23 protein-coding genes and 1 tRNA gene are annotated in these 26,196 nt (G+C 66.8%); 15 read left to right on the top strand and 9 right to left on the bottom strand.

Annotation, left to right across the window (positions count from 1 at the left end):
- Positions 1-25 precede the first annotated feature (25 nt).
- The 5 genes from ABD225_RS04810 to ABD225_RS04790 all read right to left on the bottom strand — a co-directional run bounded on the left by ABD225_RS04810 (position 26) and on the right by ABD225_RS04790 (position 6,741).
- Positions 26-1,012 carry a hypothetical protein gene (locus tag ABD225_RS04810; RefSeq protein ID WP_344082012.1) on the bottom strand — a complete coding sequence of 329 codons (987 nt, stop codon included), beginning with the start codon at positions 1,010-1,012 and terminating at the stop codon, positions 26-28.
- Position 1,013: 1 nt separating this feature from the next.
- Positions 1,014-3,590, bottom strand: coding sequence for a DEAD/DEAH box helicase (locus tag ABD225_RS04805; RefSeq protein ID WP_344082010.1), 2,577 nt, complete (start codon positions 3,588-3,590; stop codon positions 1,014-1,016).
- Positions 3,590-5,719, bottom strand: a complete 2,130-nt coding sequence (locus ABD225_RS04800; protein ID WP_344082009.1) for a site-specific DNA-methyltransferase — start codon at positions 5,717-5,719, stop codon at positions 3,590-3,592. The genes ABD225_RS04805 and ABD225_RS04800 overlap by 1 nt, the downstream gene beginning before the upstream one ends.
- Positions 5,720-5,865: 146 nt before the next feature.
- Positions 5,866-6,255, bottom strand: a complete 390-nt coding sequence (locus tag ABD225_RS04795) for a helix-turn-helix domain-containing protein (RefSeq protein WP_344082007.1) — start codon at positions 6,253-6,255, stop codon at positions 5,866-5,868.
- Positions 6,256-6,453: 198 nt separating this feature from the next.
- Complete coding sequence (locus ABD225_RS04790; RefSeq protein ID WP_344082005.1) at positions 6,454-6,741, bottom strand: hypothetical protein; 288 nt, start codon at positions 6,739-6,741, stop codon at positions 6,454-6,456.
- 237 nt (positions 6,742-6,978) lie between these two features.
- Between ABD225_RS04790 and ABD225_RS04785 the strand changes: the two genes are divergently transcribed.
- Together ABD225_RS04785 and ABD225_RS04780 are read left to right on the top strand one after the other, a co-directional pair.
- Positions 6,979-7,776, top strand: a complete 798-nt coding sequence (locus ABD225_RS04785) for a hypothetical protein (protein ID WP_344082003.1) — start codon at positions 6,979-6,981, stop codon at positions 7,774-7,776.
- A gap of 7 nt (positions 7,777-7,783) precedes the next feature.
- Positions 7,784-9,601, top strand: a complete 1,818-nt coding sequence (locus tag ABD225_RS04780; protein WP_344082001.1) for a hypothetical protein — start codon at positions 7,784-7,786, stop codon at positions 9,599-9,601.
- Here the strand turns inward: ABD225_RS04780 and ABD225_RS04775 are convergent.
- Positions 9,583-9,666, bottom strand: a tRNA-Leu gene (locus ABD225_RS04775). The two genes, ABD225_RS04780 and ABD225_RS04775, sit on opposite strands and share 19 nt — an antisense overlap.
- Positions 9,667-9,760: 94 nt before the next feature.
- Positions 9,761-10,006 (bottom strand): hypothetical protein, encoded by a 246-nt coding sequence (locus tag ABD225_RS04770; protein WP_344081999.1) that lies wholly within the window; start codon positions 10,004-10,006, stop codon positions 9,761-9,763.
- A 91-nt stretch (positions 10,007-10,097) separates the two neighbouring features.
- Between ABD225_RS04770 and ABD225_RS04765 the strand changes: the two genes are divergently transcribed.
- The 3 genes from ABD225_RS04765 to ABD225_RS04755 all read left to right on the top strand — a co-directional run bounded on the left by ABD225_RS04765 (position 10,098) and on the right by ABD225_RS04755 (position 12,291).
- Positions 10,098-10,292 (top strand): hypothetical protein, encoded by a 195-nt coding sequence (locus tag ABD225_RS04765; protein ID WP_344081997.1) that lies wholly within the window; start codon positions 10,098-10,100, stop codon positions 10,290-10,292.
- Positions 10,293-10,400: 108 nt separating this feature from the next.
- Complete coding sequence (locus ABD225_RS04760) at positions 10,401-11,330, top strand: pirin family protein (protein WP_344081995.1); 930 nt, start codon at positions 10,401-10,403, stop codon at positions 11,328-11,330.
- 16 nt (positions 11,331-11,346) lie between these two features.
- Positions 11,347-12,291 (top strand): GIY-YIG nuclease family protein, encoded by a 945-nt coding sequence (locus tag ABD225_RS04755; RefSeq protein ID WP_344081993.1) that lies wholly within the window; start codon positions 11,347-11,349, stop codon positions 12,289-12,291.
- 174 nt (positions 12,292-12,465) lie between these two features.
- On the opposite strand, the gene ABD225_RS04750 is transcribed toward ABD225_RS04755, so the two are convergent.
- On the bottom strand, positions 12,466-13,914 hold the full coding sequence (locus tag ABD225_RS04750) for an HNH endonuclease signature motif containing protein (RefSeq protein ID WP_344081991.1): 1,449 nt from the start codon (positions 13,912-13,914) through the stop codon (positions 12,466-12,468).
- Positions 13,915-14,411: 497 nt separating this feature from the next.
- Here ABD225_RS04750 and ABD225_RS04745 point away from each other — a divergent pair, with 497 nt between their 5' ends.
- The 6 genes from ABD225_RS04745 (at position 14,412) to ABD225_RS04720 (ending at position 21,528) form a co-directional block, all read left to right on the top strand.
- Positions 14,412-17,081 (top strand): DEAD/DEAH box helicase, encoded by a 2,670-nt coding sequence (locus ABD225_RS04745; protein ID WP_344081989.1) that lies wholly within the window; start codon positions 14,412-14,414, stop codon positions 17,079-17,081.
- 53 nt (positions 17,082-17,134) lie between these two features.
- The gene (locus tag ABD225_RS04740; RefSeq protein ID WP_344081987.1) at positions 17,135-18,232 is read left to right on the top strand and encodes an ATP-dependent DNA ligase; all 1,098 of its coding nucleotides are present in this window, start codon (positions 17,135-17,137) and stop codon (positions 18,230-18,232) included.
- 95 nt (positions 18,233-18,327) lie between these two features.
- On the top strand, positions 18,328-18,816 hold the full coding sequence (locus ABD225_RS04735) for a hypothetical protein (protein WP_344081985.1): 489 nt from the start codon (positions 18,328-18,330) through the stop codon (positions 18,814-18,816).
- A gap of 22 nt (positions 18,817-18,838) precedes the next feature.
- Entirely contained in the window at positions 18,839-20,158 is a 1,320-nt protein-coding gene (locus tag ABD225_RS04730) for a M20/M25/M40 family metallo-hydrolase (RefSeq protein WP_344081983.1), read from the top strand.
- Positions 20,159-20,175: 17 nt separating this feature from the next.
- On the top strand, positions 20,176-20,535 hold the full coding sequence (locus tag ABD225_RS04725) for a hypothetical protein (protein WP_344081981.1): 360 nt from the start codon (positions 20,176-20,178) through the stop codon (positions 20,533-20,535).
- Positions 20,536-20,676: 141 nt separating this feature from the next.
- Positions 20,677-21,528, top strand: a complete 852-nt coding sequence (locus ABD225_RS04720; protein ID WP_344081979.1) for an undecaprenyl-diphosphate phosphatase — start codon at positions 20,677-20,679, stop codon at positions 21,526-21,528.
- Positions 21,529-21,657: 129 nt separating this feature from the next.
- Here the strand turns inward: ABD225_RS04720 and corA are convergent, their stop codons facing one another.
- Positions 21,658-22,686: a magnesium/cobalt transporter CorA gene (gene corA, locus ABD225_RS04715; RefSeq protein WP_344081977.1), complete on the bottom strand. Its 1,029-nt coding sequence runs from the start codon at positions 22,684-22,686 to the stop codon at positions 21,658-21,660.
- On the opposite strand from corA, the gene ABD225_RS04710 reads away from it, so the two are divergent.
- From ABD225_RS04710 to mshC, 4 genes are all read left to right on the top strand, one after another.
- Positions 22,660-23,409 (top strand): MSMEG_4193 family putative phosphomutase, encoded by a 750-nt coding sequence (locus tag ABD225_RS04710; protein WP_344081975.1) that lies wholly within the window; start codon positions 22,660-22,662, stop codon positions 23,407-23,409. The genes corA and ABD225_RS04710 overlap by 27 nt on opposite strands.
- 53 nt (positions 23,410-23,462) lie before the next feature.
- Positions 23,463-23,996 (top strand): DUF3090 domain-containing protein, encoded by a 534-nt coding sequence (locus ABD225_RS04705; protein WP_344081973.1) that lies wholly within the window; start codon positions 23,463-23,465, stop codon positions 23,994-23,996.
- Positions 23,924-24,781 carry an SCO1664 family protein gene (locus tag ABD225_RS04700; RefSeq protein WP_344081971.1) on the top strand — a complete coding sequence of 286 codons (858 nt, stop codon included), beginning with the start codon at positions 23,924-23,926 and terminating at the stop codon, positions 24,779-24,781. The genes ABD225_RS04705 and ABD225_RS04700 overlap by 73 nt, the downstream gene beginning before the upstream one ends.
- A 61-nt stretch (positions 24,782-24,842) precedes the next feature.
- The gene (gene mshC, locus ABD225_RS04695) at positions 24,843-26,090 is read left to right on the top strand and encodes a cysteine--1-D-myo-inosityl 2-amino-2-deoxy-alpha-D-glucopyranoside ligase (RefSeq protein ID WP_344081969.1); all 1,248 of its coding nucleotides are present in this window, start codon (positions 24,843-24,845) and stop codon (positions 26,088-26,090) included.
- Positions 26,091-26,196: the final 106 nt, after the last annotated feature.

Below are 26,196 nucleotides of genomic sequence, written 5' to 3'. Positions count from 1 at the left end.
CACCGAGGTCACGGGCCCTACCGCGTCACCACGCAGGGCACCCGTGCCCGGTCAAGTTCGAAGAGCCTGAAAAGGTGCGAGGAACGGTATCGCCCTTGTCCTTCCAGAACTGTTCGTGGGCGTGCCAAATGGGCAGCCAGACGTACGCCCTGTGTAGTCCCATCTCCGCAATGATCTCCGGCACGTCATCGCTTGGCTTGCGATTGGTGATCTTCCTTCTCTGCTCGCGGTCTGGATAGAACTCCATGATCAGGGTGTCGAGCACGAGCGTAAAGATCGCCTGGGCCGAGGCGTGATGGCCCCCACCTAGTGCTCCAAGCCCGTCGCGGACGAAGTGAACCGCCGTCGCCACCATGGGGTCATCACAGCCGTCGATGACGGTGGTGCAGTCCTGGACGATGGCGTCGAATCGGTCGCTCAGCACCTGCCTTCGAGCAGCCCGGGTGGGTGCCTTTACGAGCCTGACACCGATGTCCGCACGAGGTACCAGATAAAGCGGGATGCCTTCTGACTCTACGAAGTCACGGACCTCCACCATGGTGATCTTGTCGCTCGCTGAACGCAGGTTCGGCGGGAGCATCCACCTGTTGAACCTGTCGAACAACCCCGGGTCGACAAGCGGTTTCAGATTTATCCGTAGCCCTGCCAGGAGTGCCTTGTAATCCGCGCCGAGACCCTCCGTGGCCGACCGGATGTTGTCGAGCACTCCCGATGTCACCCAACCACGTTGGAGGTTCTGCATCGCCGGAGCCATGGCCGCTGTGAAGTCCGTGGACACAAGCCGGTGAAGGCTCCCCAGGTGCGGGGCCAGAATCCCAGAGAAGTCGAGATTCGGCATGATTCCCCGGAAGTCGATGTTGGGCATGACTCCTTGGAAGTCAAAGGACGGGATCATCCTTGCCGCATAATCCCTGCCTAGCCCCGCTGCAAATGAAGAGGCTGCATCGGTCTCGAAGCCGTGGTCACTGCACTCTTCCGAGTCCTCGGCTGATTCGTCCGGCTCGTCGACCATCTCAGTAGTCGCTTGCCACGCCGGACTCGTAGAGTCCCTTAGCGGTCTTGGCGTCCCGGATGGCCTGTCGGACGTGGTGCTTGGTCAGGTCCAGGACACGCATGGTTCCTCCGGTTTCGGCCACGGACTCGATGCGGCGGAACTCGCCTTGGTACTTCTCCGCGAACGCTGCCAACCCGCGCAACTTGGGCAGGGCGTCGGAGAGGTGGTGGCCGTGGGGGTCCACGAGGTCCGCGACGACTTGGCCGGTGTGATCGGTGCCGAAGAAGATGAAGTCGGGCCGGACGGCCTTCCAGGTGCCGGAGTCCTCGCGGTAAGCGATGGCCAGGGACTCCTTGGTGGCGCGGGCGGGGTTACGGTACCAGCCCTTGAAGCCGGGCTGCTTGGCCTCGGAGTCCAGGACCTTGCGCTCCCACTCGTTGAGCGAGATCGGGTAGGAGCCGTCCTCAGCCGCCATGAGGTGCATGAGGCGGGTCTCCAACGGGCTCTCGGTCCCGTCCTTATCCCGCACCATCGTCTCGGCCTGGGCTGCCTTGGGCACGGTGAGGGAGATCCGTTCAGGTTGGGTGGACATGCCCTCCAGCCGGTCGTACTCCGCCTGCCGTTCATCCGAAAGTCCCTTGCGAGCGACCCGGGTTTGATTGAGCCACGTCCTCGCCAGGTCGTCGGCCTCGGACTCCACGGCCTCTGCGACCTCAGGCACCCGTCCGAGAGCAGCGACGGTGATGTTGGCCTCCAGGAGGTCGTCATCGTCGCCGTCCGGGCCGACCAGGTGGTTGACGTAGGACGAGCACAGGGCAGGGCTCAGGACGCGCGCAGCGGCCCGGTAGGAGTCCTCGATGGCCCGAGGGTCCGCCGACTCCTGGAACGACTTGTAGGAGAACCCGCCGCCGATCCGGCCTCGGGCCTCCTCACCGCTCATGGTGAGCACGTCCTCGCGCGCTTGGTCGACCTTCTCCTTGTGCTGCACGGCTCGCCCATCGAGGACGGCGTGGAGGTGCTTGTGCGCCTTCTCGACGGCTTCCTCGACCAAGTTGTCCTTGGATAGTGCCGTGGCGAGCGCGGTGAGCCTGCGGATCGGCTTGACGCCCTTCTTCGGGATCGTCACCGAGGGCAGGGCGGAGAACGTCTCCCAGACCTCCGCAGGCACCTTGGGATTGGGGTGCAGGTCCACCGGGTCGAAGAGGACGCGGCGTCCCTCACCGCCTCCGGTGTCGTTGTCTTCCTCGTCCTTGGAGGTCGCGCCCTTCATGAGCATCTCGGCCACGCCCGTGGCGGTCTTGCGGTCGAAGAACGGCAGCAGGCAGTCCACCGAGTTCAGCAACTCGTTGCCCGGGATGCGCCGTGCCAAGGGGGTGCGGATCATCCGCCCGAGCAACTGGGTGATGTGGGTGCGGTCCTTGGCCGGACGCATCGAGACCAGCGCCTCGGCGCGCGGGCAGTCCCAGCCCGTGGAGATCGCAGACTTCGCCAGCAGCACCCGCACGTGCGTGGCATCCTGCGCCCGCTGGGGCTCGATGTAGGGCACGCCCTGCTGACCCACCAGCAGGTCCTGGTGCTCACCGAAGACGTTCGCCACGGCGTTGGGGCCGAGTTCGGGCCAGGCGTCATAGATCGTGTCCAGCGTCCGCACCAGCGTCTCCTGGGTGGGCTTGTCACCCACCTGCACCACCAGCAGCGGCATGACCGGATCGGCCTCCTCCTGCTCCTCGGCATACGCCAACCAGGCAGCGGTCGAGGCGCGGACCTTCTCCACCGCCCGCCGCAGCAGCACCGTGTCGAAGACCCCCTGCTCGGTCGGGATCGAGAGCACGATGTCGTCCTTCAACAGCCCTGACGCCTGCACCAGAGCCGAGTCCACCTCAACCGAAGGCAGAGCAGTCCGACCCTTCGCATCCTTCATCGCGGCCTCGAACCGCTCCACCGTGGCCGAGATACCGAACACCACCGGCATGGGCGGGACAGCGCCGTGGCCGTTGATCAGCCGCTGCACGATGGTGCTGCGGTCCCTACTCGTCGTCCCCATGCCCCGGTGGGCCTCGTCCAGCACGAAGTACAGCATGAGGTCCTTGTTCTCGACGGTGTTGGTGATCACGTCGTAGATCGAGGACTGCATCTCATCTGGACGAGGCTCGAACAGGCGCACCTGCCCCAGAGCCGGGGAGGGTTCTCCGCGCACCAGGCGCGAGTTCTTGGACAACTTCTGGGTGTTCAGGAAGTACACGTGACCGGGCCTCAGGGAGGGCTCGGAGAACGTCGTCTCGATCACCCGCAACCGGGAGTCGAGTTCGCTCGCGGCCTCCTGCAACCGGGCCCGGGACTGCTCGTTCAGGGACGGGTCGTCGGAGAACCACAGCACGACCGCCCCGGGGTCGGGCTCGAAGTCGAACTCGTCGTTGCCGAAGAAGAGCGCCTCGATCACCGCAGCAGCCATCACGGTCTTGCCCGCGCCGGTCGTCGCCGTCAAAGAGAACTGGGTCTTGGACCCGTAGCGGTGGTACATGTCTCGGGCCTGCTCCAGGTTCCGCAGCACGTCCCGGACGGCCTCGCCCTGGTAGTCCTTCAACGTGTAGCGCATCAGCGACCACCCCTCAGCATGAAGTTCTGCAAGTACGACTCGTACAGCCGCACCGGGAGCACCGCACTGGGCAGGTCACGGCACACCATCTGGAACGCCGAGTCATCATCCGTGACGATGAACGCCGTGCGCGCCGACTCCTCCTCAGCCACCCGGGCCACGAAGTCCCCGGCCTGATCCAGGTTCCCCAGGACCGCGTACGTCTCGGCCACGTCCCAGCCGTCCTCGCCCAGGTCGGTGATGATCCGCCCCTGCGACCCGGCACGCATCCAGAGCATTGGAGCGATCCGCTCGAACGCCCTGTTGTGCCGCACCGACAGTGGTGCCTCGTACGTGAGCGTGAAGAACGCGGCGTTCTCCTCGAACCCCTCGCTCATCGGGAACTCGTCCACGAACTTGTAGTCGCCCTTGATCGGCTCACCTTCGGGGGTCCTACCCGTGATCGCGGCAGTCACTCGCGGCTTGGCGATGTAGTCACAGATGCCCTGCGACTCCCATTCATCGTCGCCAGGCCGTAGGCCCTTGCTGCGGAGCCCGCGCTGCTCATCCGCGCTCACCTCGTTATTCGTCACCGAGATGCACTGTCTGCGGCCACCGTCTTGCTTGTTCAGCCGCATCACGGAGTGAGCAGTCGTGCCGGAGCCGGAGAAGAAGTCGAGGACTACAGCGTCCGGCTTCGGCGACACAAAAAACCGCAGGGCATCCTCCACCGCGTAGAGGGATTTCGGGAAAGGGAAGCGGCGGGCTGGAAGGAGGAGACTCAGGAGACGAGTTCCGTGCTCCGAAGCCGAGTGCCCTGAGAGTGCCCACTGTGTTGTGGGCACCCGACGACTAACCCCCACGGCAAGGCCGTCCACCTCAATGTGGCCGTCCTCGCCAAGAGTGGCGGCTCCGAAGACACCCTTGCGGACCTTTTCCTGCTCGCCCGACTTCAAGTACGAGATGGCGGTCTGAGGCCCCTGAAAGCGACCTATGCGCAGGAAGCCTGCGTCTCTCAGTGTTCGTGCAGTCTCTGGTCCGACCTGCCATCTCCCCTCGGTTCCGTCTGCTCGCATGGGCCAAACTGCCACCGTGCCCGGAGGCACGGAGACCTGTGCCCTATCAGCAGAGGGGGCGAGAGCGTCACCCACGCCCGCGAAGGTTCCATCGGTGTCATTCAACAAGATGGGGTAGAACATCCCCGGGCGATCTTGGCGCGCGACTCCAGTTCCGGAGCGGATCATGCTGACCCACCGAATCTGCCCCGTGGTCGTTGCCCTCGTTCCCAGCCACTCTGGGCTCAACACCTGGGGCACGGGGGCGGCAGCCCCGAATGTCACGAAGAACAAGTACTCGTCGGATCGTGCGAACTGCCCGACTCTGGACGATCCCTTTGGGTTGATGAGCACACTCACCATTTGGATGCGGGCTTCGGGGAAGACCTGTTCCAGCAGGATGGCCAAGCGTGCATGTTCCTTCTCGTCAATCGTGACGATCAGAACCGAGTCGTCCGGGTTCAGCAGTTCTCGGGCGACCTCCAGCCTTCGCTCCATGAACGCCAGCCACTTCGAGTGCCGGTAGTCGTCGTCCCCCTCGACGTAGTTGTTGTTGTACTTCCAGTCCTTCGCACCCGTGTTGTACGGCGGGTCGATGTAGATGGCGTCGACCTTGCCCCGATGGGTGTAGGTCAGCATCTCCAAGGCGTGGTAGTTCTCCGCGTTGATCACCGTGTGGAACGGCTTGTCCCCACCGCGCTCCACGCGCCCCGTCTCCACCAAGCCCGGGTAGATGCGATCGTTGAACTCTGCGACCACCACCAGGTCATCAACGATGACGGACTGGTTCTCCGGCTCTTCGGCATCGAGTTCCAGCAAGTGCGCGACTCGGCCCCCGTCCACGCGCTCGATCTGCTCCACCCGCCACAGCCGCTGGTCGCCCTGCTTGACCTCCCCCCGGGGCGGCAACACGCGCACCTTGTCACCCCGACGCACAGCACGCCCGGGCAACTCCACGGCCTCCGGCTGGTGCTGCTCGAAGACCAGGCCGAACGTCCGCCGCTTCATGAGGGCGGCGAACTCCTTCTCCAGGTCGTCACCGAGTTGTTTGTCGGCCTTTCGGGCCTGCCTGAGTAGTTCAGTCAGTCGCGACAACTCGCTACGTCTCCTTCAAGGTCTGCAAGTGCTCGAACTCGCTCTTTGTCATCGTAGGCAGCGGCACCGACAGAACCCGGAGACTTGCCGGGCCGGCGAGTAACGCCCAGTGCGGCCACCCAACCTCATCTCACTTGCCCCCGGCCTCAGGGCTCGGCGTCGGTACCGCCACGTGACTGCTCGTCGCTCACAACGTCGAACTTGATCCCCAAGGCGCGCTTCATGGCCGCGAAGTCCTCCAGCCGCATGGGGCCGTCCCCGCGCATGAGCCTCCAGAACTGATCCCGGCCCATGCGTGTCTCCTGAGCCAACTGGTCGATTGTCACGCCACGCCATTGAGCCGCGTCTCGGACGAAGTAGCAGACGAGGTGCTGCCACTGAGCAGCCTGCAACTGGTCTCGCTGGCGGTCTGTCAGGGGCGCTCGCTGGCCACCAGCCGCTCCGGGACGATCCGCCTGCCAGGCAACTTCCTTGAACTGGTTGAAGTTCTTCGGCTCCACTAAGAAGGACTTGGGCACCCACCCAAACTTTGCCATAGCAGCAACGTACCAAGGGCGCAAGGAGCCGGTGGGAAGTTTCGCCCCACCGGAGTGGCGGAACCGCCCTAGTTGACCTTCTTTCTTCCCGCCGCCAGGCCGGTACTACCACTAGCGCACTGACCGCCGAGGACGGCGGACCAACGTGGAGTCATGGAAGTCGACAGTTCCCTGACCTATCTCACCCACCTGACCCGCTCAGTCTTCCGGCAGAGCGACCGGCCCCTCCCAAAGGCGCGCCCCGAGCCCCTGCTCTGTGCGCGCGACTGTGATCGCGTCCGGCCACGCCTCACCACGGAGCACGGCGTGCAAGGTGGAGTAGTTGACCTGAGTGAGTTTCGCCGCCGAACGGATCGAACCATCCCCGATGGCCACCGTGAGGTTGAGAACGTACCGGCGCACGCTCTCGTGCACGGGGTCGGGGACAGTCTCGCGCGGCCAGGCAGCGCTGACCTCGACCGGCCTCAGCCTCTCTCTCCGACCCACGGTCCCACCGTACCGACGAATGACGGTCCCCCTTGTCAGCACCCCACCTCTGTCGCCGCAAGGTGCTATTCTAACCGTAGTTACGATCACCGCCTGAGAGAGAGGGTGACCGTGGACACCTCCAACTACTGCCCTAGCGGGATGCCTCCGTCCGACTGGGACAGGATCGCTCCCTTCGTCTGAGATGCCGTCACACAGACGCAGGCGCACTACGCAGGCCGCTACAACACCAAGGACATGCTGGGCGCAGTTGCCCACCACACGCGCTGGGTCACTCTCGTGGCGTGCCTGCCACTGGAGCGCGGAGTGGTCTTCCACCGGGATGTGATCGCTGACTTCGTGGCCAACGGCTGCGCTGCCCGCTCACCGAACAGCCGGGCCAACACTCGCACCTTCCTCCTTCGGGTGGCCGAGGCAGTTCTCGGCGACGAGGAGCGCGTGACCAGACTGAAGCCACTCAACAAGGATGCTCCGACGCGGCCCTACTCCGAGTTCGAGCAACGGTCGCTCGGTTCCTGGGCCGAGGGGCAGACCACCCCGTCGCGACGCTTCAACTGCCGGGCCATCCTCGCCCTGGGTCTCGGTGCTGGGCTGTCGACGCCAGACATCTTGTCTCTGCGAACGTCCCAGATCGTCGTTGACCCGCTAGGCGTCCTGGTCCAGGTGGACCGCCCCTCCTCTCGCAGAGATGTCCCCGTTCTGGCTGCCTGGGAGCAGCCCCTCATCGACCTGGTGGCGGTCAGAGAACCTGACGAGTGGGCCGTGGGAACGCAGCGGACGGGCACCAACAGCAACTGGCTGAACGACTACCTGAGGCGTACTCAGCCCGAGCAACGACTTCGCCCCGAGGTGGGCCGCCTCCGCAACACCTGGCTCGTGCACCACCTTGTCTCGGGCACGCCGCTGGGTCCGCTGTCTGTCGCGGCTGGGCTCGACACGTTCCGGATGTTCGAGAAACTGCTCTGCTTCGTCCCCGAGCCATCGCTGTCGGAGGTGCGTCGCTCGATGCGCCGTCCGCTGCGGGGCGTGGGCTGAGGCTCGCTTGGCCAGGAAGTCCTCCCCGAGCAAGACCCCGAGGGACAACGAGTCCCTCGCGGGTCTGTTCAGCATGGACTTCTTCCCCTCCGAGGGGGCGGCCATCGGTGGTCAGATCGAGGTTTTCCGCACCGCTGCCCGCGTGATGGAGAACTCGGGGATCGAGACCCATATCGAGCAGTGGCGCTCGCACGACCGGAAAGGAAAGCGTCCCGGGCCGAAGCCCTGGCTCAGCGAGGCCCAGGTCGTGGCCTTGATGCTCGTCCTGACCCTCAGCCGCCGCCCGCCACTGTTTACGGAGTTGCGGGACCTGCTGCGGCACTCCTCACCGCAAACCCTGGCGACCATTGGCGTGGCCGTCCCCGAGGGCGTCACGGACGCTGCTCTGTACCACCGGGCCTACAACTCCTACCGTCGCCTGGTCGCGCTGATGAACCCCGAGCCGGGGTCCCTGTACCGCGTGCTGGCCAAGGAAGAACTCCGAGCCCTCATCGAGGCACGCGACGAAGCAGAGTGTGCGACCAAGCGGGCTCGCGCGCATACGTTCCTCAACGCCCTTCTCTGGGGCACCTGGATGCTGCTGCCCCGCAAGGTGCGCCGGGAGGCACGGGGGGACGTGGCCGTGGACGCCACGATCATCAAGGCTGCGGCGAGAGGACGCTCGCGCAAGTCCCCGTACTGCTCTTCTGACCCCGAAGCCGGTTGGTACAAGCGCGACGGCAACCACGACGGTGACAAGACCTCCCGGGCTGCGACTTCCTATCAGCGACGCTCGGACTCCCTCATCTGGGGCCGGGAACTGCACACGGCGGTTCTCTACGGCAACGGTGTTCCTGCCGTCATCGTCGGGGCATCCCTGGATGTTCCGGGCAAGCGGCTGGCCGAGAACGCCCTCCGCGCCCTTGACGCACCGCTGAGCCAGGGGATGCCCGCAGGTCACTTCGTCTCCGACCGCGCCTACCTGCCCGGCACCAAACCCGTGGACCTCGCCCTGCCTCTGCGTGTTCGCGGCTACCAGGTCGTCTTCGACTACGACCGGACGGCGACCGATCTGGGGCAGCAGGCCAGCCAGGGCGGGGCACTGCTGGTGGAAGGCCGGTGGTACTGCCCCTCCATGCCGCAGCCCCTCATGGACGCCTCAATCGACTTCTTCCTGCGGGAGCGAGACGATCCGCAGCGGATTGACGAGCAGACCTACGACCAGAGGCTCGCCCAGCGCGAGCGCTACGCCCTGAAGCCCAAGGAGCGAGCCGACTCCGAGGGCCACCGCCGCCTCGGCTGCCCTGCCGTGGGAGCGTCGGCCACGGTGTCTTGCCCCCGCCGCGAGAGCCACCCCCGCGCGGCTGACCGACCGCGTGCCCGGGTCCTGCCGCTCATGCTGGTCAACCCCACGCCCAGGGTCTGCGAGCAGCAGACGATGACGTTCCCTCCCTCGGTCGGGGCCAAGCACGAGCAGACCTACGCCTACCGTTCTCCCGAATGGCAACAGCACTACACGACGGGTCGCCAGAGCGTGGAGTCGGTCAACAAGTCGATCAAGGACGGTCGCTTCGTCCCCGTAGACGACCCCGAACTCCGACCCCGGCGTGGGTTCATCGCTCAACTCTTCAGCCTGCCCTCGTGCAGGCGCAGGCCCTTAGCGCGGGTGCCCCTGGGTTGCCGGTGCCTCGATTCAACGCCCGTCCTGGCCTTGTCGCCGCTTACCGCCGCACGACAAAGGCCGGATCACTCGCTTCCGAGTGATCCGGCCTTCAAGGTCGTCCTCCGTACAAACGTGAAGCACGCTTCTACGCAAACGACCCATTGTGTCCGAGGGGGGACTTGAACCCCCATCCCCGTGAGGGGACTAGCACCTCAAGCTAGCGCGTCTGCCAATTCCGCCACCCGGACGAGGTATGCGGTGCGGCTGCTTGCTAGCGGCTGCACCGAGGGGAGAGGTTAGCACGCCGGGTCCCTGGCGCCGAAACCCGCACGTGCGCGCCGATCAACCGCAGATCGTGCTCGTGGCGGTCACCACGGCGTCGAGCCGGTCGCTCCACTGGCCGAGGTGATCGCCGGCATCGTTGACCGAGAGGCCGATCAGAGCGCGTGCCTCGTCTTCGAGTGCGGTGAAGATCGGTTTGGCGTCGACGGGCAAGGCGGCCACATCCTTTTCCGCGAAGGCCCGCTCGACCATGTCCTTGGTCACCCCGCCGGTCGCCGCGCTGAGGCCGATCGTCGTCGCGTTCATGAGGATGGTGCTCGCGGACTGACATTCGGCTGAGGCTGCCCCCCGTGGTGCGATCGCGCCCGTCGCGGCTGGGGTCGACGAGGTCGCCTGCGTGGACCCGCTTGTCGCGGACGTCGAGCTCGATGTCTCAGACGCGCTTGCTGCGGTGGAGGACAAGGGGGAACTCCTCGTGCTCATGGACTCGGCGCCGCCAGACTGCGTGGTGGTCGTCGCGCCGCCGCCGCATCCGGCGAGCAGTCCGAGGGCGAGGACCAGAATGGGTGCTGCTGAGGATGTCACGACATAACCTTTCCCAGAGATCCCCTGCGTGCGGCACAGTAGCGGCGGCGAGCCCCGGCAGGGAAGCGCCCGCCACCTCGACGGGGGCCACGGATGCCCCAGGGAAGGAGCACGAATGCAGGTGATCGAGCCCCGGGAGGTGCCACTCGGTGGGCTGCGCGCCCTGACGGTCCGCCGGACCCTTCCGCATCGGGATCGCTCGTTCATCGGTGCCTGGTGTTTCGTCGATCACTACGGCCCGACGGCGGTCTGTGCCGACGGCTCGGGGCGGATGGACGTCGCGCCCCATCCGCATACTGGCCTGCAGACGGTGTCTTGGCTTTTCCAGGGCGAGATCGAGCACCGGGACAGCGGCGGCTTCCATGCCGTCGTGCGGCCGGGGGAGGTCAATCTGATGACGGCTGGCCGCGGCGTCGCTCACTCGGAGGTGTCGACGGCGGAAACGGCGGTGCTGCACGGAGTCCAGCTGTGGGTGGCGCTTCCGGAGGCGGCACGGCACACGACGCGCACCTTCGAACACAACGCGCCACCAGCGGTGCTGCTGCCTGACCAAGCGGGGCAGGCCTTTGTCTTTCTGGGCGACCTGGCCCAAGTCAGCTCGTCGCCGGTGCAGACCTTCACGCCCCTGCTTGGCGCGCAGCTGGATCTGGTGGCGGGTGCGGATGTCACGCTGAGGGTTGATCCGTCCTTTGAGCATGGCGTCCTGCTCGACGATGGTGAGGTCTCGGTCGATGGGGTGGCGCTTGCGCCGGGGGAATTAGCGTGCCGGGACGCGGGCTCGGCTGAGTTGCGTCTGTCCAGTGCGACCGATGGGCGGTTGCTATTGCTGGGTGGGCCGCCATTCGAGGAAGAGATCATCATGTGGTGGAACTTCGTCGGCCGCTCGCACGAGGAGATCGTGCGCTTCCGCGAGGAGTGGGAAACGGGCAGCGAAACTTTTGGGGGAGTCGAGGGGTATGTCGGGGATCGCCCGCGCATTCCTGCACCCGCCCTGCCCGCCGTCCGCCTACGCCCTCGCGGCCGCCGCGGCCGAGCCAGCGCCTGATGTTCGGATGCGTGCGATGACCTCTCGACGCTTCCGGCGATGGGAACTCCCCCACGGTGTCGCGACCTCCGCCGTCCTGCCCATCGGCGGTCCCATGCGGGGTATCTACATCTTGGAGTTCGCCGACGGCCAGGAGTATGTCGGTCAGACGGTGAACCTCGCCAGTCGCCTTGGGGAACACCGGCGGCTATGGGGGGATGTCGTTGCGGTGCGCTTCCTCACGGAGCCCACTGAGCCGCTGCGTGATCTCGAGTACGCCCTCATCGCCGAGCGTCGCGTCAGCAACGAGCTGCGCAATATCGCGGGAATGGCCTTGCCGTTGCCGACGCAAGTGCTTGATGAAGTGGTCGACCAGCAAGTGCAAGAGGAGTGGTTGCAGGGTCGGACCATCCACCCGGAGCTGGGCGACCGTGGGCGAATCGCTCTGCAACGCAAGAGGACCCGCAAAAAGTATGACGTCCTCTCAGCCCGTGCCGATTTCCCCGACGTGTTGGCGGCGCTCACGAGTTATGTCGCAGAGTGCATTCCTTGGCCGCACCAAACCGAGCATCGATTCTGGAGTGTCACGAGCCTGCCAAGCACCGGTCGCCGTGCGGATTGGCGGAGGTTGACGGCGCTGTCCATCAACAGCCTTGAGGTCCTGGTTTTGGGCGAGTTGCGCAATACCGGTGGGGCGTGGAGGCCTGGCGGCTTTGTGAATATCGCTGCGCTGGACGTGATCCCACAGGCCTTCACGGAGTGGGCGCGGCCCGCGGACTATTCGTCGCTAGCACCAGGATCGGTGACGTCGATGGAGGTGGAGTCCTTCGAGGAGGTCGCGGCTCTTCTTGCCGACCCGGCCATCGCTGGGGCTGCTCGTTCCCTGGCAATGGGGCAGTTGCGCAAGGGGCGTGGGTTGTTCGCCCAGTTCCACGACTTCAATCTCGCCGACGACATCTTCGCGGCTCTGGAGTCCGATTGAGACCGTTGAGGGCGTGGTTGCGGGCTGCGCTTTCTGGGTGAAGCCCTCGGGGCAGGAGATTCGTCGCTGCGCTCGCTCGGCTCCGTGCCTCGCTCGGCTCTGCTCCTCGACTGCCCCTCTGGGCTTCACCCAGTGCGCTCCGCCCGTCACTTGGACGCGCAGGAGCCGCTCGTTCTAATGAGTCAGATGCGCGGGCGGGGCGTGGTCGTAGCTGCCGGGGGTGAGGTCCCATTCGACTCTGGCGCGCGTCGGATGCGCCCCGCCGTCATCAGTGTCGACGCCGTTTTCCGTTGCTACGCAATCTTTTTCGCGGCCGGGTGGTGGCTTGGTGGTGAGGTGGCCGGCGAGGCGTCGGGTGTGGACGATGTGGTGATGGTAGCTACAGAGCAGGGCGGCGTTCGCGAGGTCGGTGGGGCCGCCGTCGATCCAATGTTTGAGGTGGTGGGCGTCGGTCCAGCCGGCGGGTTTGGAGCAGCGGGGGTAGCTGCAGCCGCCGTCGCGGACGTGTAACGCCCGGATCTGCGCTCTGGTGAAGAGGCGTTTGGTTCTTCCGATCAGGACGGGGTTCCCGGCGTCGTCAACGACGATCGGCGCGATGTCCGCGCCACACGACAGGGTGCGGGTGGTCGCGAGAGCGAGGTAGCGGCCGGCGTCCACGCCACCGATCGCCTGACCGCACCCGGAAGGCTGGCCGCCGCCTGAACTGGTTTGCAGGTCGGCGAGTTTCACGACAAGCGAGAGTTGGGTGCCGGGCTGAGCCGGGACGGTGTCGCCGGCCCGGACGGCCCGGCTGACGAGGTCCAACAGGGCGTCGGCGCGGCGTGTCACATACGACCGGGTGTCCGCTTCCCCGTCCGGCCCGGGTACGGGTTTCGTTAGCGGGTCGAGGGCGGCTTCGATGATGGCGGCGCCGGCGGGGTCGAGGCGTAGCCGGTATTCGGTGAGCCCGTCGACGGGGTCGGGGGTGCCGGTGCTGAACGCGCGGTGGGCGCGGGCTCGCTCGTCGCGGTCATCGAGTCGGTCGGGGCGCCCGAACCGGGCATACAGTTCGGGCCGGATCGCCCGGATCTCCCGCGGATCACCGCCGCACGCGTAGTCGGCGTACACGCCCCACACGGTGTCGAGGGTGTCGGGTTGCAGGTCCGGGGCGAGGCGCCGCATCTCCGCGTGTGCCAGGGTCGCCGCTGCGACCGACGCTTGACCGGTGAGCACCGCCACCCCGAGGGCTTCCCCGGGCTGCCCAGCCGCGAGCGGTCCTGCCGCGCGCGTCACGGTGGCTGGCGCGACCGCCTCGGCGAGTTTGACGACCGTTGACGCGGTCCGGGCGGTGTGTCGCGGCGAGAGGGCGGCGACCCAGTCTGTCGCCGTCAACGCCACCGGCCCGGACCCGGGCAACCCGCGGGTCATGGCGTCGGAGACGATCGCGACTTCCGCCGCTTCACCCATCAGCAGCAGGCGACCGATCTCGGTGAGGAGTTCTTCGACCTCATCCCGCCCAGTGAGTGACACGCATTCGTGCACGGTTGCGAGGGCGTCGCGGCATTCCGCGACCCGCGCCAACACGACCGCGAGACTCGGCCTGGCGGGGCCTGTCCCGGTGCTGTCGTGAGGGGTGATCGCCATAGTCGATGATACACCCGTTCGACCTCCGCGCGCAACGCCTGGATGCACCTACTTCGTTGGTGCGCAACATGATTCGTGAACGCGATGCTTTATCAGAGGGGTCTGACAGCCTGTGTCGGGTGAGGCGGAAGGGTCCCGTGCGCCCTGCCTTTTCCGGGAGCCTCATCTGCGGGTTGCCGGTCGATGGGTTGACGGTTCGGAGCGGACTGGGGGAAGCCCGGAGGGGCAGTCGAGGAGCGGAGTCGAGCGAGGGACGAGCGAGCGCCGCGACGAATCTCCTGCCCCGAGGGCTTCACCCAGGAAGCGCAGCCGAAGCCAGGGGAGCGCACTCCCTAGCGAGCGAATCGGCGCGCCTCTCATGGGAGAGAACCTGGACATACGCAACGGTAATGATCCGTTGCGTACGTCCACGTTCCGGCAATGGGCGGAAAAGTGGTCTCACCGACCAGGTCGCGCGCGGGGCGGCGGGGGCGGGCGGGCGTGATGCAATGGGCGGCATGTCGCCGGTGTCCCTGACTTCGATCGGGAACGCCGCAGATGCCGATGAGGTGCTGGAGCGCTTCGAGGCGTGGACGACCGGCCAGGGGATCAGTCTCTACCCGGCACAGGAGGAGGCGATCCTCACCCTGCTCTCGGGCGCCAATGTGATCATGGCGACCCCCACCGGATCCGGGAAGTCGCTGGTCGCGGTGGCCGCCCACGCCAAGGCCCTCGCGGCAGGGGAGCGCAGCTGGTACACCGCGCCGATCAAGGCCCTTGTCAGCGAGAAGTTCTTCGCGCTCATCGACATCTTTGGCGCCGCGAACGTCGGGATGCTCACCGGCGACGCCGCAGTCAACCCCGACGCACCGATCATCTGCGCCACCGCCGAAGTCCTCGCGAATCAGGCTCTGCGCGAACGCGATCGGGCCGAGATCGGCCTGGTCGTCATGGACGAGTTCCACTTCTATGCGGAGCCGGACCGAGGCTGGGCATGGCAGGTCCCGCTCCTACTCCTGCCGCGAACGCAATTCGTCTTGATGTCCGCGACCCTCGGCGACACCACCTTCTTCGAAGAGGACCTGACCCGTCGCACCGGCCGCGACACCATCCCGATCACCTCCGCCGAGCGACCCGTGCCGCTGCATTACGACTGGGTCCTCACGCCCGTGCACGAGACGATCGAGAACCTTCTGCACGATCAGCGCGCCCCGATCTACATCGTGCACTTCACCCAACAAGCCGCCATCGAGCGCGCCCAGGCGCTGATGTCGATCAATGTCTCCACCAGCGCGGACAAGGAGCGCATCAAGACCCTCGTCGGCGGCTTCCGCTTCGGCAAGGGCTTCGGTGCGACGCTGAAACGCCTTGTCCTGCATGGGATTGGCGTCCACCACGCAGGGATGCTGCCGAAGTACCGCCGCCTCGTCGAAACCCTCGCCCAGGCCGGCCTGCTCAAGGTCGTCTGCGGCACCGACACCCTCGGCGTCGGCATCAATGTGCCCATCCGCACGGTCCTGCTGACCTCGCTCACGAAGTATGACGGCCGCCGCCAGCGCGTCCTGCGCGCCCGAGAGTTCCACCAGATCGCCGGCCGCGCCGGCCGGGCGGGCTTCGACGTCGAGGGCTTTGTCGTCGTCCAGGCGCCCGAGTACGTCATCGACAACCACCGCGCCCTCCTCAAGGCCGGTGACGACCCCAAGAAGCGCCGCAAGGTCGTCCGCAAGGGACCACCTGAGGGCCAGTTGAGCTACACCGAGGCGACCTTCGACCGCCTCGTGGCGGCCCCGCCAGAACCCCTTCGATCCCGTATGCGCGTCAGCCACTCGATGATCCTCAACCTTCTCGCGCAGATCGAGGGTCAGGGTGAGGCGATGCGGATCGTCCTGGAGGACAACCACGAAAGTGATTCCAGCCGAAGCACATTGGTCGTCCGCGCCGCCCAAATCCTCGCCTCCCTCACCAAAGCCGACGTCATCGAGCCGGTCCCCGGCCAGCCCGGGTATGCCGTATCCGTCGCCGTCCCCGACCCCGACCAGGTCGAGGACGAACCCGCGGAGCAACGCGCCGCAGAGGAGGCCATCCACGACCGCGCCGAAGCAGACGGAACGGACGACGACGCCCTCGAAGAGCTGACCAGCGCCGAACCGCTCGATGTCGTTGGGACGTTGGCCACCGCATACCGCGTCACCGACGACCTGCAGGACGGCTTCGCACTCAACCAGCCACTCTCTGCTTTCGCCCTCGCGGTTCTCGACATCCTCGACGAGGGCGAGTCGGCATACGCCCTCGACGTCGTTAGCGTCATCGAGGCGACCTTGGAGGACCCGCGCCAAGTCCTCATGGCGCAGCAGTTCGCTGCTCGCGGTGAGGCCGTCGCCCAGATGAAGGCCGACGGGCTGGAGTATGAGGAGCGGCTAGAACTTCTCGACGATGTCACCTGGCCAAAACCGCTGGCGGACATGCTGATCGATGCCTTCGCGATCTATCGGCAGAGCCACCCATGGGTCTACGAGATGGGCCTGTCGCCGAAGTCGGTCGTGCGGGAGATGTACGAGAACGCGATGACCTTCGGAGAGTATGTCGGCCGCTATCAGCTCGGCCGCGCCGAGGGCATTCTGCTGCGCTATCTCTCCGACGCCTATCGTGCGCTGCGCCAAACCGTCCCGCTGGGATACCGCGATGATGAACTCGACGACCTCATCGAGTGGCTCGGCGAGCTGATCCGCCAGACCGACTCCAGCCTGGTCGATGAGTGGGAGTCGCTGATCAATCCCGACGACGACAGTCCGCACGAGGTCCGCCCCGAAATGAGCCGCGCCCTGTCGGCGAACCCGCGCGCGCTGCGCGTCATGGTGCGCCGGGCGATCTTCCGTCGCGTGGAACTCCTTGCGCTGCAGCGGTATGCCGCGCTGGCCGCCCTCGACTCAACCCTCACCGAGTCGCAGTGGCGGGCCGCCGGCGAGGATTACTTCGAGGAGTACGACCACCTCGGCACCGGCCCGGAGGCGAGGGGGCCGGGATACCTCCAGATCGCGGAGGCACCGGGGGAGTGGACGGTCACCCAGATCCTCGAGGACCCCGCCGGGGACCGGGATTGGCGCCTCACCGCCACCCTCGACCTGGCCGCCACCGACGAGGCCGGCGAACCCGTTTTCACGGCGATGGACCTCGCCCCCTGGGATTAGCCGGACCCAGCGGAACGGCGAGCCACGAGTCACCGCCGCATAAGGTGACCGGCATGGACCTGCCCGTCATGCCGCCCATCCAGCCGATGCTCGCGAAGTCCGCGGCCGGCATCCCGGACCCGGCGAAGTTCGACGGTGGCCTGTCCTTCGAGCCGAAGTGGGATGGCTTTCGGTGCCTGGTCTTCAAGGACGGCGACGAGGTCGAACTCGCCTCGCGCAACACTAAGCCGCTCACGCGGTACTTCCCCGAAGTCGTTGCCGCTCTTAAGGATTGCCTTCCCGACAAGGTCGTCCTCGACGGCGAAATCTTCGTCGCGATGGGCGACCGGCTGGAGTTCGAGGTGCTCCAGGAACGCATCCACCCGGCCGCCTCCCGGATCAAGCTGCTGAGCGAGACCACCCCGGCGCAGTATGTCGCCTTCGACCTTCTCGCCCTCGGCGACAACGACCTTATGAGCGCGCCCTTCGCGGACCGACGAGCACGACTCGTCGATGTCCTCACCTCCCCGAGCGACGTCGTCCACGTCACCCGCACAACCACGGATCCGACGCTGGCGCAGGAGTGGTTCAAGACCTTCGAAGGCGCCGGGCTCGATGGCGTCATCGCCAAGCCGCTCGGGGCGGCATACAGCCCGAACAGCCGCACGATGATCAAGATCAAGCAGGCCCGCACCGTCGATGTCGTCGTCGCCGGCTACCGGCTGCACAAGAACAGCACGCCCGAAACGCCCCTCCTCGGCTCCCTCCTCCTCGGGCTGTATGACGCGGACGGTCACCTCGCGCACGTCGGCGTGAGCGCGTCCTTCACCGAGGCCAAGCGCAAGGCACTCCTCGAGGAGCTGAAGCCGCTCGAGGAGAACATCGAGGACCACCCCTGGGGTGAATGGGCCCAATGGATGATCGCGAATCCCGACCGCGTGCCCGGGACCGGCAGCCGGTGGAGCGCCGGGAAGGACCTCAGCTTCGTCCCGCTGCGCCCCGAGCGCGTCCTCGAAGTTGGCTACGATCACATGGAGGGGCGCCGCTTCCGGCATACGGCCCAGTTCAAGCGGTGGCGGCCCGATCGCGTCCCGGAAAGCTGCACCTACGACCAGCTCGAAGAGGTCGCGCGCTACGACCTGTCTCAGATCCTGAACCCGAGCGAGCGCTAGCTGCGGCGGGGAACCGTCCGCGAGCGCCCCGTCTAGGGTCGTGTCGGCGGGCCACTCCCGCGCCCGCACATCTCACCGATCCGAGGGGGATTTCGATGACCATCCGACTGCGCGCCACCGTGCTGCTCGCCACCGCTGCCCTGAGCTTGAGCGCCTGCGGCGGCTCCGACTCCGGCACGTCCACCACCACGAAGGCCGCTGGCAGCACGACATCCAGGGGCACGACCGCCAGTTCGTCCAGCACGTCGGCAACCAGCAGCTCGACCAGCGCGAGCGCCGGTGGCTCGGGGAGCTATGACGCGGCGGCGTGTATGGCGGCCGGTGGCGTCCTCATGGGGATCGCCACCGTGGCCCTGGATACGTTGACCGGGGAGTTCACTCAGGAGGACTATGACAAGGCCTTCCCCGCCGACGCCGCCGCGAGTTTGCCGAAGGATCTGCAGGACGATTTCGCCAAACTCGCCGAGTCCGGCAAGGGGCTCATCGGCCTGAAAGGTGATGCGGCCCTGGAGAAGTCCCAGGAGTTCACCAGCGAGGTCTCTGCCTTCACCCAGTCCGTGGACAAGGCCTGCATCCCGCGGTGAGCCGCTCCCATAGCCTGGGTGCATGAGCGAGACGACGAGGGGCCCCGAGGACGAGGTCGTCCGGATCTGCCAAGAGCTGATCCGGATCGATTCCAGCAACTATGGCGACGGCCGGGCCGATGAGTCCGAGGCCGCTGCGTATGTCGTGGGTATGCTGCGAGAGGTCGGCCTCGAGCCCGTCGTCGTCGAGTCAGCCCCCGGCCGGCCGAGCGTCTTCGCCCGGCTCACCGGTGCGGACCCATCGCTGCCAGCTCTCTGCGTGCACGGACACCTCGACGTCGTGCCCGCGAATGCCGCTGACTGGCAAGTCGATCCTTTCGGGGGCATCGAGCGCGACGGTTGCATCTGGGGTCGCGGCGCGGTCGACATGAAGGGCATGAACGCGATGATTCTCGCGACCGTGCGCCACCTCGTCCGCACCGGCACCATCCCCCCGCGCGATCTCGTCATCGGCTTTTTCGCCGACGAGGAGGCGGGCGGCGAACTCGGCTCTCACTATGTCGTCGACAACCACCCCGAGATCTTCGCCGGGGTCGGCGAGGCGATCAGCGAGGTGGGCGGCTACAGCGTCACCCTCACCGGCGCCGACGGGGCGCCCACCCGGGCATACCTGCTGCAGACGGCGGAGAAGGGCATCCTCTGGCTGCGGCTGACCGCGCACGGCCGGGCCGGGCACGGCTCGGTCCCCAATGACGAGAACCCCATCGTCCGGCTCGCCGAGGCGATCGCCCGGATCGACGCCCATGAGTGGCCACGGGAGTTCATCCCCTCGGTGCAGGAGCTGCTGGACGGGCTCAGCCGGATTACGGGGATTCCGTATGCCGGGGACCTCGAACCCCTGCTCGCGCAGCTCGGCGGGGCGGCCGGTTTCGTGCGCGGCACGCTGCGGGATACGGCGAATGTGACGATGCTGCAAGCGGGTTACAAGCACAATGTCATCCCGCAAGACGCCAGCGCGTCGCTAGACGCCCGCTTCCTGCCCGGACACGACGAGACGGTCCTGAAAAGCCTGCACGAACTGGCCGGAGACTACGTCGACATCGAGATCCTGCACCAGGACATCGCGCTGCAAAGTCCGTTCTCAGGGAGCCTGGTCGAGGCGATCGCCGAGGCCCTGGCGGCGGAGGACCCCGGGGCTGAAGTGCTGCCCTATTGCCTCTCCGGCGGGACCGACAACAAAGCGCTCTCCAAGCTCGGGATCACCGGTTACGGATTCGCGCCGCTGCAACTGCCGGCGGACCTGGATTTCGCTCCGATGTTCCACGGCATCGACGAGCGCGTCCCGGTCGAATCGCTGCGCTTCGGCGCTCGGGTCCTCCACCGTCTCCTGCGCAGTTACTGAGGCGCTACGGTTGACCCATGGCTGACCCTCGCGCCGCCCTCGCCGCACTGAATGCCGCCTTCGAGCGCCACCTGGAGGCCTGCGCTTCGCGCCGTGGTGAGGACGACCCGAGCGTCGTCGCCGCCTATGACGACCTCGCCGACGCCTTCGAGGAGTATGACGATGCTCTTCTGGAGGCCTATGGCGAGATGACGCCCCTTGACGTCTATGCCGGCCCGACCGACGATGACGACGAAGATGATGACGAGGATGACGAGGAGGGGGACAGCGATGCGGACGACGACTCCGACGCTGACCAGCGCTATCTCGGCCTCGATGACGAAGACTTCGACGAGGTGGAGATCGACGCCGAGGATGGCGCAGCCCACCCCAGCTGAGCTGGCCACCGCGGTGCACCGGGAACCCGACCACGCGAGCGGATAAACTTCAGTGTTCTCTCAGGGACACCTGGTGTCCTTGTGGCCGCGCCGACGATGTCCGCTGCCCCCCACCCCGCCCACTGTTGAGGTTGCTGCCCCGTGCTCAGTTATTTCGATGCCATCGTGCTCGGCATCGTCGAAGGCTTGACCGAATTCCTCCCGGTTTCCTCCACCGGCCACCTCACGATCGCCGAGAAGGTGCTCGGCCTGAGCGTCGATGACAAGGCGGTCACGGCATACACCGTGATCATCCAGTTCGGGGCGATCGTGGCGACCTTCCTCTACTTCGCCAAGAAGATCGCCCGCTTGTTCATGGCGTGGGTCCGGGGCCTGACGAATACCGAGGCTCGCGGGCACGACTACAACCTGGCCTGGGCCGTCATCGTTGGCTCGTTGCCCGTCGGCATCGTCGGATTCCTCGCGCGGAATGTCATCGAGGGCCCGCTGCGCAGCCTGTGGGTGGTCGCCATTGCTCTGGTGCTCTGGAGCGGCGTGATGTTCGTCGCCGAGCGCCGGCATGACGTCTTGGAGAAGCAGGGCGCGCAGCGCGGCGAGGGTCAGGTCGGGGTCAAGGACGGGCTGCTGATCGGGCTAATGCAGTGCTTCTCGCTGATCCCCGGCGTCTCCCGCTCCGGGGCGACGATCTCGGCCGGCTTGCTGCGCGGGATTGACCGCGTGACCGCGACCGAGCTGAGTTTCTTCATGGCCATTCCGGCCCTGACCGCCGCTGGCGCGTTTCAGGCTGTTGAGCAGCGTCATGATCTCGCCGGCCTCGGGATGGGGCAGATGGTCGTCGGGATCGTCGTGGCCTTCGTCGTCGCGTATGCCTCGATCGCCTGGCTCCTGAAGTTCGTCGCCAACAACTCGCTGATGGCCTTCATCAACTACCGCATCCTCGCCGGCCTCGGCCTGGCCCTGGCCCTCGGAATGGGCTGGATCGCGGCCACCTGAGGCTTGTTGCTCAATTCTCTCCGGATGCCGGAAGTCTGCGCTTCACCCCTGCTTTAGAGCAGCCCGAAGCGCAGACTTCCGGCATCCGGAGAAAAACGAGTTAACGATCCCGCGCCCACCCCGCCGGGACTAAAGCCAGCCCGACTTGCGGAATAGGCGGTGCAGGATCAGGCATACGACGAGCATGAGCGCCAGCGCCATCGGATAGCCGAAGCGCCATCCCAGCTCGGGCATGTGCTCGAAGTTCATGCCATAGATCCCCGCGATCATCGTCGGCATGGCCGCGATGGCCACCCAGGCCGAGATCTTGCGCATGTCCTCGTTCTGGCGCACCCCGACGCGCGCCAGATGGGCGTGCAGGACGTCGGTGAGCAGCCGGTCATACGCCTCGCTGTGGTCGTTGACGCGGGCGAGGTGGTCGATGACATCGCGATAGCGCAGCCGGGTCTCGACATCGATAAAGGGGCTGTTCGGCCCGAAGGTTGACTCCAGGGCGCGGGCCAGCGGAACCGACGCCCGCTTGACCTCCAAGACCTCGCGCTTGAGGTTGTAGATCGTCTGCGAGTGCACCGTGTCGGCCTCGTCGAAGACGCTGGCCTCGATCTCCTCCAGATCCCGTCCGACTTCCTCGTCGACGCGCAGGTAGCCGTCGACGATGCGGTCGATGATTGCGTACAGCGCCGTTTGCGGGCCTCCGGCCAACGCCTTCGGCTCCTGTTCCAGACGGGTCCTGACCTGGTGCAATTCGGTGATCTCGCCATAGCGAATCGTCAGCAGGAACCGGTCGCCGACGAAGCACATGATCTCGCCGGTCTCCACATCGGATGTGGCCTCGACATAGTGCAGCGTCTTCACCACGATGAAGAGCATGCCTTCGTAGCGTTCGATCTTGGCTCGCTGATCGCCCTTGAGCACATCCTCGACAGCAAGCGGATGCAGCCCCAGCTCGGTCCGGACGAGGTCGAACTCCTGCGGCGTCGGATCCTTCAGCCCAATCCACAAGAAGTCGGGCTGATCACCATTGCTGCGCAGGGCCGCCAGTTCCTCGCTGAGGTCCGCGCACGGCTGCCGCACACCGGCCACATATTTCGCCTGATCCACGATCACCGCGCCATTGTCATACTTAAGCTCGTGCCCACGCTGCTGCTGATCCGTCATGGCCGCACGTCGGCGAACGCGACCGGCATCCTGGCCGGTTGGCTCCCCGGGGTCGAACTCGACGAGCGCGGGGTCCAGCAGGCCGAGCGGCTGGCCGACCGCCTCGCGGATTTGCCCGTATGCCGGGTGGTCGCCTCCCCGTTGACCCGCACCCTCCAGACGGCCGCCCCGCTCGCGAGCCGCTGGTCGCTGCCCGTCGACGAGGACCCGGGGATCGGGGAGTGCCGCTATGGCGCGTGGACCGGTCGCCCGCTCAAGGAGTTGGCGGGCGAGGAGTTGTGGCGCACGGTACAACGCGCGCCCTCCAGCGCGACCTTCCCACCCAGCGACGATTTCGAACACGAGTCCATTGCCGAGATGGCCGCCCGCGGCATCGCGACGGTGCGTCGGATCGATCGCGAGGTCGCGGCGGAGCATGGCGAACACGCCATCTGGATGGCGATCAGCCACGGAGATGTCGTCAAGGCCATCGTCGCGGACGCCCTCGGGATGCATCTCGATGCCTTCCAACGCATCGTCATCGACCCCGCCTCGGTGAGCGTCATCCGCTATGTCGCCGGCGGACGACCCCTGGTGCTCGGCGTCAACGGCCCGGGGGTCGATCTCCACGGCCTGATCCCGCCCGAGCAGCCAACTGCGACCGATCAGCCAGCGGATCCGCATACGTCGGACACGGCGAAGATCGCGGCGGACGACGGCATCATCGGGGGCGGGCCGGGCTGACATACGCCAGCCGCCTCCACCACGCGGCGGAGACGACGGCATAGGGTCGGATCATGACTCTTGCCCAGTACGACCCGCCGGAGCGCTTCGTCGCCGGCACCGTCGGCCCGCCGGGCAATCGCACCTTCTTCCTGCAGGCGCGCAGCGGCAGTCGGCTGACGACGGTCTCGGTTGAGAAGATCCATATCCAGGCCATCGCCGACCGGCTCAGCGACCTGCTGGAAGCCACCGAGTCGGTGCCGTCCATCGTCCCGGCGAGCGACAACGGGCCGCTGGACACGCCGTTCGAGGACGAGTTCCGGGTCACGACAATGGCGCTGTCCTGGGACGAGGCGCGCTCGGTTGTCGTCATCGAGTGCCACGATCGCGATCCGGATGACGATGAGGAGATGGAGCAGGCGCAGGAGGCCGGGCTGCCCGCGCAGATCCAGTCGATGCGGGTCGCGATGCCACCGCCGATGGCTGCGGAGTTCGTGCGGCGGTGCAAGGCGCTGGTGTCTGCGGGCCGGCCGCCGTGCCCGTTCTGCGGTGGGCCGCTCGACCCGACCGGGCACATCTGCCCGCGCGCGAATGGCTACCGCCGCTGATCACCGAGAGTGCCCTGGCCGAGGGTGAACTGCACCTGCTCGGTCGGCTGACCGAGGCCTCCAATGCCACCTGGCTGACCCGCCTCGGGGATCCCGAGGCGGGGCCGCTGGTCGTCTACAAACCCGTGCGCGGCGAGCGGCCGTTGTGGGATTTCCCGGACGGCACGCTCGCGGGGCGGGAGCGGGCGGCATACCTCGTGAGCGAACTCGGGGGCTGGCACCTGGTCCCGCCGACGATTCTGCGCGAGGGGCCCGCTGGGCTGGGCATGGCGCAGGCGTGGGTGGGGGACGTGGACGACGCGGCCGAGAGCGTCGTCCACGTCATCCGGGTGGGCAGCGACCCACGGGGGTTGCGGCCGGTCCTGCGGGCAAGCGACGACACCGGCGCGCCGCTTCTGGTCGCTCATGAGGAGGCGAGCGACGTCCGCACCCTGGCGCTGCTCGACTGCGTCCTGAACAACACCGACCGCAAGGGGGCGCACGCCTTCCGTCACGCCGGTCGGCTGTATGCCGTGGACCACGGCGTGACCTTCCACGCCGAGCCGAAATTGCGGACGGTGCTATGGGGGTGGGGTGGCGAGGCCTTGACCGGTGACGAGATCGAGCAGTTGCGGGGGTTGCGTGAGCAGGTGATCGGCGACGATCCACGGGCTGAGGAAGTGCGCTCCCACCTGACGGCCCGCGAGATGCGCGCTCTGCTGGGCCGGATCGATGACCTGCTGCGCGGCGGGCGATTCCCCGAGCCCGATGGTGAGTGGCCGGCGATTCCCTGGCCGCCCATCTAAGGCACGGCGTCGCGGTGGGCCGCGAATCGCCGTCTGCAGGACGGGTGTTTACAGTTTCCCCGTGAAGACATGGCCCACCGTCACCTTGCCCGCGATCCCCGGCAGCGGACCGCTGGTCCGCGTGCACGACACGGCATCCGGACAGCTCGTCGACCTCACCGGCCAGGACGGCACGGCCAGCCTTTATGTCTGTGGGATCACGCCCTATGACGCCACCCACCTCGGCCACGCCGCCACCTATGTCACCTTCGACATCCTCGGCCGCGCCTTGCGCGACAGCGGGTTGAGCGTGCGCTATGTCCAAAATGTCACCGACGTCGACGACCCTTTGTTGGAGCGCGCCGAGCGGGACGGCCGCGACTGGCGCGAGCTCGCGACCTCCGAGATTGCGCTTTTCCGCGAGGACATGACCGCCTTGGCGGTCCTGCCGCCCGACGAACTCGTCGGAGTGGTGGAGTCTATCGACCAGATCGCTGCGGCGGTGCGCGAGCTGATCACGGCAGGGGCGGCATACGAGCTGGTCAATGAGGGTCTCGGCAGCGCCGACATCTATCTCGACCTCGCGGCGGGTGAGCGAATCAATCCGGTGAGCGGGTTCACGCGCGCGGAGATGATGTCGGTCATCGTCGACCGCGGCGGCGACCCGGAGCGGCCCGGCAAGCGGGACCCGCTCGACCCGCTGTTGTGGCGCGCGGAGCGGCCGGGCGAGCCGGCTTGGACGGTGCCCGGGCTGCCCGCGGGGCGGCCGGGCTGGCATATCGAGTGCACGGCGATTGCCCGCGACCACTTGGGCCTGCCGATCGACGTTCAGGGCGGGGGAGTGGACCTGGTCTTCCCGCACCACGACATGTCCGTCGTCCAGGCGGACGCCGTCGAGCAGCAGTTTGCCCGGGCCTTCCTGCACCAGGCGATGGTTGGCCTGGACGGCGAAAAAATGAGCAAGTCCAAGGGCAATCTCGTTCTCGTCTCACGGCTACGCGCCGACGGGGTTGACCCGATGGCGATTCGGTTGTTGCTGCTCGCTCATCGGTATGACGAGGGTTGGGACTTCACCGACGCAGACCTCGGCGCCTCTCAGGCTCGCCTCGAGGCGTGGCGTGCGGCCGTCTCGGTCAACGAGGCGCCGGACACCGCTCCGGTCGTGGCGGCCGTGCGAGCGGCCGTCGCCGACAACTTGGACACGCCCACCGCCCTCGCCGCCGTGGACGCCTGGGTCGCCTCAGCATCTGACAGCGACGCGGCCCGCAGCATCGACGCGCCCGGCATCCTCGCCCGCGCCCTCGACGCCCTCCTCGGCGTCCGCCTCTGACCCCGACCGGCCGGGTTACGGGACCACTGAAGGATTCCCGCCCGATGCCGGAAACCCCTTGTTTGTGTCAGATTCTTTCCGGCACAAACAAAGGGTTTCCGGCATT

It is taken from the genome of Nostocoides veronense (assembly GCF_039531185.1).
GTDB lineage: Bacteria > Actinomycetota > Actinomycetes > Actinomycetales > Dermatophilaceae > Nostocoides_A > Nostocoides_A veronense.
The sequence above is the reverse complement of the archived record's forward strand: the minus strand, read 5'-3'. Positions and strand labels throughout refer to the sequence as shown.